Here is a 13383-nt window from a genome sequence, read left to right on the forward strand (position 1 = left end):
ATGTTTTCGTCAAAAAGGCTGTTTATTAGCGTCAGAAAGGTTAGAATTTACCTGACTCCACGCTAATAAATGGCTGTACAAATAATCTACCGTTCAAAGGTGGTATAGATTAAGGAACACATAATGACACAAAATGAAGGCACAGCTTCTGTTATCCTAGATAACGTCTGCAAGCTTATCCATAAAAAAGTCCATGCTGACAAAGTGTCACTTGTCGAAACGTTTGCCAAAACCTTGTACAGCAACATGTCTAAAGAGGATTTGGCACATCGTAACGACAGTGACTTATACGGCGCAGCATTGAGCCTTTGGAATGCCCTTGATAAAAACAAGTCTGACGATGCCGTCATTCGCGTTTTTAATCCAGAGGTTGCAAAGGATGGATGGCAATCATCGCATACGATTGTCGAGATAATCGCTAAAGATATGCCGTTTTTGGTTGATTCAGTGCGCATGGCGATGAATCGCAAAAACATAGTCTCTCACCTATTACTTCATTCTCCACTTAAGTTACAAAGAAATGATGCAGGTGCAATCACCGCAGTTTCTAACTTAAAAGCAGAACAAGAATCTACGTCTACTAAGACCGTATTCTTTATCGAAATCGACAGGCAAACAGATGATTCGGTGATCGCTGATTTTACAGCTGAGCTTGAATCTGTCTTAAATGATGTTTCTGTTGCGGTTGCTGATTGGCTACCAATTCGCGATAAATTGGTGAGCGTAAGTAAAGAGCTGCCGACCCGTCATTATAGTTGTTCAAAAGAAGAAGTTGCTGAAGCCGTCGAGTTTTTAGACTGGCTGGTTAGCGACAACTTTACCTTTATGGGCTACCGCCAATATGATTTGACTCCAGTTCAAGGTGACTATGAGCTGAAGCCAGTTGAAGGCACAAGTCTCGGCCTGATGAAGAACTCTGGTGATGACCACAGCCGTTTATTGTCTGAACTGCCTGAAGTTGCGCGCAAAGAGGCACGCAGTAACAACTTGTTGATCTTAACCAAGACAAATTCACTTTCACGCGTTCATAGACCAGCGTATATCGACTATGTTGGTATCAAGCGTTTTGATGATGAAGGTAACGTGATTGGTGAAGACCGTTTCATTGGCTTGTTCTCTTCTAGCTTCTACAACAACAGTGCGGTAGATGTTCCGGTACTTAAGAGTAAAATTAACCGTATCATGGAGCAATGTGACTTTGCTAAAGGCACTCATGCATACAAAGCGGTACTCAATATTCTTGAAACCTATCCTCGTGATGAGTTAGTACAGGCACGCGAAAGCGAGCTACTTGAAGTGGCAATGGGCGTTTTACAAACTCAAGAGCGTGACATGTGTCGCTTATTTGTGCGTAAGGATGTGTATGGTCGTTTCTTCTCTTGTATGGTTTATGTGCCAAGAGAGAGATACAACACAGCGTTACGCCGTGAAACTCAACAACTGCTAGGCCGTGCATTTAAGTCTAGCGACAAAGTAGAGTTCACCACCTTTTTCTCTGAATCAACACTAGCGCGTACGCATTACATCGTGCGTGTTGATGACAACAACATAGATTACAACGTGAAAGAAATCGAAAATAACTTGGTAGAAGCCGCTCGTACTTGGGAAGACAAGTTACAATCTGCACTTCTTGAAAGAACGGGTGAGTCTCGTGGTAACGAGTTAAACCGTAAATATACGAATGCCTTCCAGTCTGCTTATAAAGACCAAGTGTTGCCGAGTGCAGCAGTAGTAGACATCGAAAAGCTAGAGCAACTAAACGAAGATAACAAACTTGAGATGCTGTTCTACAGACCTCAAGAAGAGGCAACGTCGCAACTTGTTCGTTTGAGTCTGTTCCATAAAGCAGAGCCAATTCACCTATCAGACGTGATGCCAATGCTTGAGAACTTTGGTCTACGTGTTATTGGTGAAACACCATACGCTGTGAAGACGACTGATGGTCAAGTAAACTGGATCATGGATTTCTCTATGCTTATCGACAGCAAAGGGATCACAGATTTTGACAAAGTATCAGCACGTTTCCGTGCGGCATTGACCAATGTGTGGAATAACCGCCTAGAAAACGATGGTTTCAACCGTTTAGTGTTATTAGGTGGTCTAACTGGTCGTGAAGCATCTATCTTACGCGCATATGCTAAATACATGCGCCAAATTGGTGTGACGTTCTCGCAATCTTACATCGAAAATACATTTGACCGTTACCCGCACATTGCAGCGATGATCGTTGATCTATTCGTGAAGAAGTTTGCACCGAAGAAAGTTGCCACTGAAAAGGCACTTCAGAAGGTTGTTGATGCAATCTACCTTGAGCTTGAAAACGTAGCGAATCTAGATGATGACCGTATCATTCGTTTGTACGTTGATATGATCAATGCAACGCTGCGTACTAACTTCTATCAAAAAGAAGCTGATGGCACGAATAAGTCGTATACGTCATTCAAGATCCAGCCAAGTGCAGTGCCAGATATGCCATTGCCATTACCAGCGTTTGAAATCTTCGTATACTCTCCACGTGTAGAAGGTGTTCACCTACGTGGCGGTAAAGTGGCTCGTGGTGGTCTACGTTGGTCAGACCGTCGTGAAGATTTCCGCACAGAAGTACTTGGCCTAGTTAAAGCACAGCAGGTTAAGAATACAGTTATCGTACCTGTGGGCTCTAAAGGCGGTTTTGTTTGTAAACAACTTCCAACTGAACGTGAAGCGTTCTTCAAAGAAGGCCAAGAGTGTTACAAGATCTTCATCCGTGGTCTACTAGACATCACAGATAACATCGTACATGGTGACATTGTGCCGCCAGTGGATGTTGTACGTCACGACGAAGACGACCCATACCTAGTTGTTGCAGCGGACAAAGGGACTGCGACTTTCTCTGATATCGCAAATGGTATCGCTGAATCATATAACTTCTGGCTTGGTGACGCTTTCGCGTCAGGTGGTTCAATTGGTTACGACCACAAGAAGATGGGTATTACTGCTAAGGGCGCTTGGGAATCGGTTAAGCGTCACTTCCGCGAAATGGACATTGACTGTCAGACGACTGATTTTACTGCAGTTGGTATCGGTGATATGGGTGGTGACGTATTTGGTAACGGGATGCTGCTATCTAAGCACATTCGCTTACAAGCGGCATTCAACCACATGCACATCTTTATCGATCCAAACCCAGATGCAGCAAGCTCGTATGTAGAGCGTGAGCGTCTATTTAATCTGCCACGTTCAAGCTGGGAAGATTATAATAAGGATCTGATCTCTGAGGGCGGTGGTATTTTCTCTCGTGCAGCGAAAGCAATTACGCTAAGCGCTGAAATGAAGAAAATGATAGGCACTAAGAAGTCGAGCATGACACCAAACGAGTTGATCAAAGCATTATTGAAGATGCCAGTTGATTTACTGTGGAATGGTGGTATTGGTACTTACATCAAGTCTAAATCTGAAACTGACGCTGAAGTAGGCGACCGTGCAAACGACGCGCTACGTATCAACGGTGGTGAGCTTGGTGCGAAGATATTTGGTGAAGGTGGTAACTTAGGTGCTACTCAGCTGGGTCGTATCGAATTTGCTTCAAACGGCGGTCGTATCAACACTGACTTTATCGACAACGTAGGTGGTGTTGCCTGTTCGGATAATGAAGTTAATATCAAGATCCTACTTAACGGCCTAGTTGCTGAAGGTGAATTGACGAATAAGCAGCGTAACGAATTACTGTATTCAATGACTGATGAAGTATCAGAATTGGTACTGAAAGATTGTTACCGTCAAACGCACACGCTTTCGGTTACTAAGTCTAAAGGTCCAGCGACGCTGAAAGAGAAAGTACGCTTTATCCATGCACTTGAAAAAGACGGCAAGTTAAATCGTGCAATCGAATTCTTACCAACTGATGAAGAGCTAGCAGAGCGTGCGGCGGCAGGTAAAGACCTAACGCGTCCTGAGCTATCTGTACTGGTTTCTTACTCTAAGATGGTATTAAAAGAGACATTAGTTGTTGATGAGATCTCAGAAAATCCATACTACCGTCAGTTGCTAGTGAACTCGTTCCCAGCACCGCTGCGCGAGCGCTTCAATGCTGCGATGGATAATCACCCGCTACGTAAAGAGATCATTGCAACGAAACTTGCAAACAATATCGTTAACGATATGGGTCTAAACTTCATGGTTCGTATGCACGAAGAGACAGGTGCAACGGATGCAGAAATTGCGGTTTGCTACTCAATTGCAAGTGCAATCTTTGAAATGAAGGAAACGTGGTCAGCGATTTCTGCGCTAGATAATAAGATCCCAGCGGCAGTTCAAACGGAAATGCTATATCAATTACGTCGTACAGTTCGCCGTGCAACGCGTTGGTTCTTGCGTCACCGTGACAAGTCTCAAACTATCGAGCAAACCATCGCGTTCTTTGCACCAACATTTAAAGATTTAAGTGCAAATCTACACAACTACATGGTTGCAAATGAAAGCGAGCAGATCGTTGATAAAGCACGTGACCTTGAATCTCAAGGTGTACCAGCTGAAATTGCACTGCGTATCGTGTCACTTTCAAGCTTGTTCTCGGTCATGGACTTAGCGGAAGTTGCACATAGCTCAGGTCGTAAGATCGGTGTTGTGTCTAATACCTACTTCACGCTCGGTGCAAACATGGGTCTACATTGGTTCCTTGACCAAATCACGGCTCAACCTGTTGCAAACCATTGGCAGGCGCTTGCTCGAGCTTCATATCGTGAAGAGCTTGATTGGCAACAGCGTTCATTGTCAGAGGTTGTGTTAAACAGCTTTGCTGGTGATGACAGTGATATCAATGAACAGATTGAACAGTGGATGGATAAGCAAGCAGGCTTACTACACCGTTGGCAGCAAATGCTAACTGAGTTTAAGACGTCGCAAAGTCATGACTTTGCTAAGTTCTCAGTTGCACTTCGTGAGCTAATGTTACTAAGCCATAACTGCGATACTTCCAAATAATCTAGAAATCGCTACAATACCCCAGCTTTGACTGGGGTATTTTTTTGTCTAATGCCATTGGCATAATCCATTTAGCTAAAGTTACACTTGGGTAATTTTAGCTAAGTCGATTACGTTATCAATACTGAGGAGCTACCATGTTTTACGATCTTGCGCGTCGTTTTATGTTTAATAAAGATGCGGAGTGGGCACACGATTTTGCCCTAAACAACCTGCGCCGCTTTGCGAATACGCCAATGAGCCTTGCATGGTCTCAATCAGTTCAAGACAAACCAGTTAATTTTCTAGGGTTAGAGTTTAAAAATCCAGTCGGGTTGGCCGCCGGTCTTGATAAAAATGCTGAGTGTATCGAAGCATTTGCGCAAATGGGTTTTGGTTTTATTGAAGTAGGGACTGTCACGCCGAGACCACAAGCGGGCAACGACAAGCCTCGGATCTTTCGTCTACCCGAAGCAAATGCGATTATTAACCGCATGGGATTCAATAACAAGGGCGTTGATTACCTAGTCAACAATGTAAAAGCAGCAAAATACGATGGGATCCTTGGGATCAACATTGGTAAAAATAAAGATACACCGAATGAGCAAGGTAAAGATGACTACATTCACTGTATGAGAAAAGTATTTGAGCAAGCTTCATATATCACTGTGAATATCTCTTCACCAAATACACCGGGTCTTAGAGATCTACAATATGGCGAGGCGCTGGACGATCTATTGCAAAGCCTGAAAAATGAACAGATGGATCTGATCGCCAAGCATAACAAGTCGGTGCCTATGTTGGTAAAGATCGCACCAGATGTTGATGGCGTTCAATTAACTCAGATAGCAGAATCATTAGTTAATAATCGTATCGATGGTGTTATTGCAACTAATACAACATTAGCCCGTGATGCGGTAGAAAACCTAGAGCACGGTAATGAAGCAGGCGGTTTGTCTGGTAGACCTGTTCGTGAAAAATCGACGCATGTTGTCAGCGAATTGAAGCGTATTACCGACGGTAAGCTACCAATCATCGGTGTAGGTGGTATTGACAGTGCGGAATCTGCAAAAGAGAAATTTTCAGCTGGTGCAGATTTAGTACAAGTCTACACAGGCTTTATATATGAAGGTCCAGCGCTTGTTAAAAAGATCGTTTCGTCCTTATAAGGATCGGTCATATAACTAAATGATCCAAAACAAAACGTTATTATAAAAAATTTCATCATTGCGTTTTTCGCGTTATACTCCCACTTACTAGTTGAGCTAATTGGTTGGTGGGAGAGAAGTTTTGCAAGCTTCAAAAGAGTGGCAATGGATCCGCTGCACAGAAAGGAACAGGTTGTTAATTGATTTGGGTGACGAGCTTCAGCTTTGCACGCCTTTTCGTTTGCGCCACCTTACTGAGGACTCAACCGCTAATCCCAATTTTAGTCTCAGCGAAGCTGAATTTTATCAGAGTGTATTTTCCTACCTTTGCGGGTTTGGTGTTTGGAATGAGCCCAGATGCTGCCAAATCGCTTTAAATGCAACTGCGGCAAAGTTTCATCTGCAACCGATGCAAGCAAAAAGCTGGTTTTTTAAGCCATATTTTGGTGGTGAACCTGTGAGTGAGGCGGTTGTGTGTTTAAATTCCAAGTTAAGCCGCGGCGAGTTTCTAATTATCGAGCATGATGGTCAGTCAAGTCTTTGTTTAAGCTTGAGTGAGCAATTTATTCTTGATGAGGGAATAGAGCTTGAACAATTTCAAGCGATAAAAGTACTGAACGATCGGTTAGCGCCTCTTGTGTTAACACACCGAGTTCATCAAAGCGCATAGCCAATTTCATCTCATCGTTTATTGACCAGCAATTATTTCCTGTATTAATCTGTACCTAATTTGAGTTGTTTGTTGATCTAGGAAACAGAATGCGCTGCCTCTGCGATAAAACATTAAAACTAACTTATGCCGACGCTGAAGGACATTGCGGTTATCAATGTCAGTCATGCGGTGCCATTTGGTTGCCGCGCAAATTTATTGATTCCATTAAACATACTTATCACTTTAGTTATACCGATTTTACTGCGAAGCGGTCGTTGGTTGAGCGTGACGTTTTACAATTATGCCCTGATGATGGTCATACACTTAAAGACTATACGCTCTTTGAAGCTAGTTTTAGTGAGTGCGGGTGCTGTGGTGGCGTGTGGTTTGAAAAAGGGGAGCTCCATAACTTACTGCAAAATTACCAAAGCAGGAACTCGAACATAAGCGCGCTAGATAAGTTAAATTTTCTGAACTTGCTAAATTTTTAACGTAATTTATCCCCATACAACCAAGCTCAACTAATAACTAACGATAACTTGTGTGTTATACTGCGCCCAGTTGAAATTTAAGGGTATTCAAATTGCAATTTATCGCATTGACATCTATTGGTGTAGAGCAGTTACTGGTTGAAGAATTAACCGAGTTTGGTTTTGAAATAAATAAGCAAACCGTTGGTTCAGTTAAGTTCACAGGTGCTAATCTAGACGTACAAAAGTTCTGTATGATGACACGATTTGCAACGCGCGTGATGTTGCTTATTGATGACAAACCAGAAGTGAATGACAAAGATTCTCTCTACAAGTTTGTTCGTTTTCAGGCATGGCAAGATTGGTTTAGCCCAAAGCAGACCTTTGCAGTAGAGTTTAATGGTACGAATAATGCGCTTAAAAATACGCAATTCTCTGGCTTGGTGGTTAAGGATGGGATCGTTGACTACTTCAATGATCTGTTTGAGCAACGTCCAGATGTTGACAAACAGACACCGGATATTCGCATCATAGCGAAATTATCTAAGCAAGGCTGTGTGCTATATATCGATTTCTCGGGACCTCGCTTATCTGATAGAGGTTATCGTGACAAACAAGGTAAAGCGCCAATTCGTGAACATTTAGCGGCAGCGCTGGTTAAACGTAGCGGCTGGCTTGAAGATACTAATAAGCCGCTTTTTGACCCCTGCTGTGGTTCTGGCACGTTATTAATTGAAGCGGCATCTATGGCGCTTGGCTTACCTACTAACCTTAATAAAGATTTTGCCTTTAAACGCTTGCCGAGTTTTCGTGAAAGTAAGTTCACCGAGCTTAAAGCACAATTAAAGGTACAACCAGAGCACAAGAGCTTATGGCTGATCGGTAGTGATATCGATGAACGTGTGCTGTCAATTGCTGAGCGTAATGCCAAGCGCGCAGGCGTTGAGTCACATATTAAGTTTAAGTTTGAAGATGCCAATCACCTTAGCCTTGCTGCTAAACGTCCTGGCACTGTGCTGAGTAACTTGCCTTATGGCGAACGTCTAGGTGGTATGGCTGAAATTATTACGCTATATCGCAATATGGGTATCGCCTTTAAAAAGCACTATAAAGACTGGAATTTGGCGTTACTTGCGAGTGAAGAAAGCCTATTAAAAGTGCTAAAACTAGCGCGTAAAAAGTCTTATAAATTCAAAAATGGCCCGCTCGATGTGCTGCTTAACTTGTATGAAATGAATGAAATGCAGGTACAGCAAAATAAACAGAGCAGTGGGCTTAATTTTGAAGGCTCGACTGCGTTTGGCAACCGCTTGAAGAAAAATCTACAAGGCTTAAAATCTTGGCTGAAAAAAGAAGACGTTAATGCATATCGTGTTTATGACGCGGATATCCCTGAGTACAATGTTGCGGTTGATGTATATAACGACAACGCAGTCATCTTTGAATACAAAGCGCCAAAAGAAATTGACGATAGCGTTGCACAAAAACGTTTGCAAGACGTGATCACACTGACCGCCGAGCAGCTTAATATCGACCCGCTAAACATCGCGGTAAAAGTAAGAAAGCGCCAAAAAGGTCAAGAACAATACAAAGCCCTAGACAAGCAAAACCGTACTGAGGTAGTAGAAGAGTACGGTGCTAAGTTTAAGGTTAACCTATTTGATTATCTCGATACTGGTCTATTCCTTGACCACCGTTTAGCCCGCAAGTTTATTCAGCAACATTCGAAAGATAAACGCGTGTTGAATCTATTTGCATACACAGGTAGTGCTTCTGTGCACGCTGCAGTTGGCGGTGCTAAGTCTGTTACCACAGTAGATATGTCAAAGACCTATCTAAAATGGGCTGAGGAAAACTTTGAGCTAAATGGTTTGAAGAATCCACGTTTCAGATTTGAGCAAGCGGATTGCTTAAAATGGCTTGAAAGAGCAGTTGGTCAATATGATTTGATATTCTTAGACCCACCAACATTCTCTAACTCTAAACGTATGTCTGACGCATTTGATGTACAAAGAGATCATTTAAAACTATTTGGTTGGGTAAAGAAGATATTAGCACCGAACGGTGTACTACTGTTTTCTAACAACAAACGCGGATTTAAAATCGATGAAATGGGACTTGCGGCACTTGGCCTAACCGCTGAGGAATACTCATCGCAAACCTTGTCTTTGGATTTTAAGCGTAACAAACAAATTCACAACAGCTGGTTGATCCGTCATGATTAAATGTACTTTATTTCACACCGATGGTTGTCATCTTTGTGAAGAAGCATTGGCGATGTTAATTCAATTTTTGCCTGAAGCCGAAATTGAACTCGTTGATATCGTCGATAGTAAAGAGACGATGACGGAATATCAATATAGAATTCCAGTGATTAAAAAAGGCGAGACAGGTCAGGAACTTGGCTGGCCTTTTACTCAACAACAACTACAAGAATTTATAGAATAATATGGATCTCATTCGAATTGCTAAAGCCCAACTAGCTTTTGGTTCACACCCTATACTTGACCAAGCTGATGCCGTTATTGAATCAGGCGAGCGCGTTTGTATTGTGGGCCGAAATGGTGCCGGTAAATCAACGTTACTGAAAGTACTTGATGATCAAGTTCAACTTGATGATGGTGAAATCAACCGTGTTGGTGGATTAAAAGTTTCAAGGCTAGAACAAGACCCACCAAAGGGCGCAAATGGGTCGGTCTTTGATTATGTTGCAAACGGTTTACCTGATGTTGCTGAGCTACTCATTGAATTTCATGAAGTCAGTGAAAAACTACAAACCAGCCAGTCAGATAAACTGATGACCTCGCTTGAGCGCCTGACTCAGCGATTGGAAAGCGAAGATGCGTGGCGTTTTGAGTCACGGATCAAGCAAGTGCTTAGCCAGTTGCAATTAGATGCGAATATGCGCCTAGAAGAACTCTCAGGTGGCTGGCTACGCAAAGTTGCACTGGCCAAAGCCTTGGTGAGTGACCCAGATTTACTGTTACTCGACGAGCCGACTAACCACCTTGATATGCAAAGTGTCATCTGGCTTGAGCAATTCCTGAAAGAGTTTAAAGGGGGGATCGTGTTTATCTCTCACGACCGTGCCTTTATTCGCGCAATGGCGACCCGAATTTTAGATTTAGACCGTGGCAAGTTGGTTTCATACCCTGGAGATTATGCGCAATATCTAGAACAAAAAGCTCATGATTTAAAAGTGGAAGAGCAACAGAATGCCTTGTTTGATAAAAAGCTTGCCGAAGAAGAAACCTGGATAAGGCAAGGGATCAAGGCCCGCCGAACCCGTAACGAAGGGCGTGTGCGAGCACTAAAAGCGCTTCGTGTTGAGCGCAAGCAACGCATCGAGCAACAAGGTAAGACAGACTTCAACATCGAGACGGCGGATCGTTCCGGTAAGCTGGTCTTTGAAGCGAAACATTTAGACAAAGCATTCCAAGAAAAATGCATTGTAAAGGACTTTTCAACGCTGGTGATGCGTGGCGATCGTATTGGCTTGGTCGGTCCTAATGGAGCAGGTAAAACTACGCTGTTAAAAATGCTTTTTGGTGACATTAAACCTGACGCAGGCAGCGTAAAACAAGGCGTGAACCTGGAAGTTGCGTACTTCGACCAATACCGTGAAAAATTGGATGAAGAAGCAACTGTGCAGGATAATGTCGCAGAAGGTAAGCAAGAAGTAATGATGGGCGGCCGCTCACGTCATGTGCTTGGCTATCTGCAGGACTTTTTATTTCCGCCTGCGAGAGCTCGAACCCCTGTAAAGGCATTATCAGGCGGTGAAAAAAACCGCTTATTGCTTGCAAAGCTCTTCCTTAAGCCTTCAAATATTATTGTGCTGGACGAGCCAACCAATGACTTGGATATTGAGACGCTTGAGTTACTTGAAGAAATCTTAAACCAATACCAAGGCACGGTGTTAGTCGTCAGCCACGACCGAGAGTTTATCGATAATACCTGCGGCAGTGTCTGGGCGTTCGAAGGCGAGGGCTTGGTGACAGAAATTGTTGGCGGTTATAGTGATTTTGAACTGTACCAGCAAAGACGAGAGCAGCAGAAGAAAGAGGCACAAAAGGTTCATCAAGAAAAACAGCAACAAGCCGAGACTAAAAAAGCAGCTGCACCAGCTCGTTCAAATAAGCTGAGTTACAAATTAAAACTTGAATTAGAGTCGCTGCCCAGTAAAGTAGAGGAACTTGAAGAGGCTGTGAATAAACAACAAGCACTGGTCAGCGATCCAGACTTCTTTAAACAAGATCAAGAAACGACCCACAAGGCATTGAACCATTTGACTGAGCTAGAGTCGAAGCTGGAAGCCGCGTTTGAACGCTGGGAAGAACTAGAAGCATTACAGAATCAGCAGTAAGGATTAAAATGAAATTTAAACTTTTAGCCGCGAGTGTCGCCGTAGCCCTTTCACAACAAGCGGCCGCTGCCACCTATCAGTTAACTGAATTACCAAGACATGATAATAGTAAATATAGCTACGTGTCGGACGCAAATGAAGCTGGAGACGTGATTGGTCATGCTTCCAATTTATTTGGTGTTAAGATTGATGTGTCATATATCGACTTCGATGATTCAACACTGAAAAGCGATTATGACAGTGTAAAGAAGCAATATGAGCAGATAGAAGAAGAAATTACCTTCACCTTAGATGATATTCAAAATAACGATGCTGCAAATACCAACGCACAAGCTCATGCATTTATGCTTTATCACTTAAGTCGAAGAGGGGCTAATCAATTTCAAACTGTTGTTCAAGCAATCTCTCTTACGTACAACAACAATACTGCTGAAGAATTTGTAGTATATGATGAACAATCTCCTGATTACGAAGGGCTAACTCGCTCGGTCACTAACTATCTTACAAGCATCGCAGAAGACGGTACAATAGTGGGCTGGGGCTCTGCACCTTTTAAAAAGATAACTTTTACTCCTGAGGGTGAAACAGAAGAAGAAACTTATTTTGTACGCGATTGGCGAAATAAAGGAATTTTGGTAACTCCTGCTGGTGAGAAAGTTAGGCTGGAGCCCGCATTTACTGAGCATGGCGGTATTTCTATCGCGACGGACATCAAGCAAACTAACGAAGGTGGTTATATTGTCGTCGGGCAAAGCTCTACGTCATTATCTCAAAGAGCAATCGAAAATATAGCGGATGATTGTGATGGTGTAGATGAGCCAGTGGATGTTTGCATCCAGAGTATCAGCACTCCATATCACACTAGGGCATATAAATGGACTTTTGATAACAACTTTAATTTAGTTGATGCAACAGATTTAGGGCTCGGTTTTACGCCTGATGAAGATAGTGAAATTGCATACTCTAGTATTGCTGTTGCGACTAACTCGGATGGGTTAACCGTTGGTTACTCTCGAGTACGTAGACAAAGAGATGATAGACTACTGCCATATGAACAAGCTGTTTATTTCGAAGACGGTGAAATCAAACGAGTTAGAGAAGTTGAGAGCTTTATTGAATATAGCCAAGCAGTCGATGTGAATGACAACGGTACCATAGTTGGTGTATTTGGACGTTTCAGTGGAGGCTCTAGAGACTATGACGCAACTGGCTTCTACTTTAATACTACAAGTGCTGAGTTTAAGGAGATGCCCACATACTTTGAAGGTTCAGCAACAGCAATAAATGACATTAACAATAATGGCTTTGTTGTTGGTCAAGGTGTGATTGAAAAGAGTGGTTCAAACCGTCGTCGTGAAGCCTTCTTATATGAAATCGGGGCGGAAAAGCTAGTGAACATTAATTCTCTTCTTCCCTGTAAGAGCGATACCTTCCCTTACACGATTGCGGAAGCAGTAAAAATTACTGACGATAACAAGATCTATGCGATTGCCACCAAAACGGTTGAAAGACGCAATACACTTGGTGAAATTGAGAAGGACAGCAAAGGTGAGACTGAGTATGAGTCGGTAAGCTTACCGGTTCTACTTACGCCAATTTCTGGTGAACCTGAAAGCTGTACACCACCTGAAGCAGAGACATATGAGCGTCAATCTGCAAGTTGGTCTTGGCTTAGTTTACTCGCGCTACCACTAGTGGCGCTGAGAAGACGTCGTAAAGCCTAAAGTACAATTTATACGATAAAAAAGCCCGGAAGGGCTTTTTTTGTGTTTGAAAAGAAATATTCGCAAATTCAATTCGATATTT

The 13383-nt window shown here is 42.9% G+C and carries 8 protein-coding genes; all 8 read left to right on the plus strand.

The genetic code is table 11. The features are described 5' to 3' along the window. Positions 1 to 123: 123 nt before the first annotated feature. The 8 genes from PNC201_RS07900 to PNC201_RS07935 all read left to right on the plus strand — a co-directional run bounded on the left by PNC201_RS07900 (position 124) and on the right by PNC201_RS07935 (position 13301). Positions 124 to 4962: an NAD-glutamate dehydrogenase gene (locus PNC201_RS07900; protein ID WP_010604634.1), complete on the plus strand. Its 4839-nt coding sequence runs from the start codon at positions 124 to 126 to the stop codon at positions 4960 to 4962. 137 nt (positions 4963 to 5099) lie between these two features. Next, on the plus strand, positions 5100 to 6110 hold the full coding sequence (gene pyrD / locus PNC201_RS07905) for a quinone-dependent dihydroorotate dehydrogenase (RefSeq protein ID WP_102056714.1): 1011 nt from the start codon (positions 5100 to 5102) through the stop codon (positions 6108 to 6110). Positions 6111 to 6282: 172 nt separating this feature from the next. Continuing rightward, positions 6283 to 6759 carry a cell division protein ZapC domain-containing protein gene (locus PNC201_RS07910; protein WP_233525232.1) on the plus strand — a complete coding sequence of 159 codons (477 nt, stop codon included), beginning with the start codon at positions 6283 to 6285 and terminating at the stop codon, positions 6757 to 6759. 89 nt (positions 6760 to 6848) lie between these two features. Continuing rightward, complete coding sequence (locus tag PNC201_RS07915; RefSeq protein WP_102056716.1) at positions 6849 to 7232, plus strand: zf-TFIIB domain-containing protein; 384 nt, start codon at positions 6849 to 6851, stop codon at positions 7230 to 7232. 92 nt (positions 7233 to 7324) lie between these two features. Then, positions 7325 to 9436, plus strand: coding sequence for a bifunctional 23S rRNA (guanine(2069)-N(7))-methyltransferase RlmK/23S rRNA (guanine(2445)-N(2))-methyltransferase RlmL (gene rlmKL / locus PNC201_RS07920; RefSeq protein ID WP_010604638.1), 2112 nt, complete (start codon positions 7325 to 7327; stop codon positions 9434 to 9436). Then, positions 9429 to 9659, plus strand: coding sequence for a glutaredoxin family protein (locus tag PNC201_RS07925; RefSeq protein WP_010604639.1), 231 nt, complete (start codon positions 9429 to 9431; stop codon positions 9657 to 9659). Before rlmKL ends, PNC201_RS07925 begins: the two co-directional genes overlap by 8 nt. A 1-nt stretch (position 9660) precedes the next feature. Then, the gene (gene uup, locus PNC201_RS07930; RefSeq protein WP_010371512.1) at positions 9661 to 11577 is read left to right on the plus strand and encodes an ATP-binding cassette ATPase Uup; all 1917 of its coding nucleotides are present in this window, start codon (positions 9661 to 9663) and stop codon (positions 11575 to 11577) included. An 8-nt stretch (positions 11578 to 11585) separates the two neighbouring features. Next, on the plus strand, positions 11586 to 13301 hold the full coding sequence (locus PNC201_RS07935; protein WP_102056717.1) for a DUF3466 family protein: 1716 nt from the start codon (positions 11586 to 11588) through the stop codon (positions 13299 to 13301). Positions 13302 to 13383 lie beyond the last annotated feature (82 nt).

Origin of the sequence: Pseudoalteromonas sp. NC201 (genome assembly GCF_002850255.1) — a bacterium.
Lineage (GTDB): Bacteria > Pseudomonadota > Gammaproteobacteria > Enterobacterales > Alteromonadaceae > Pseudoalteromonas.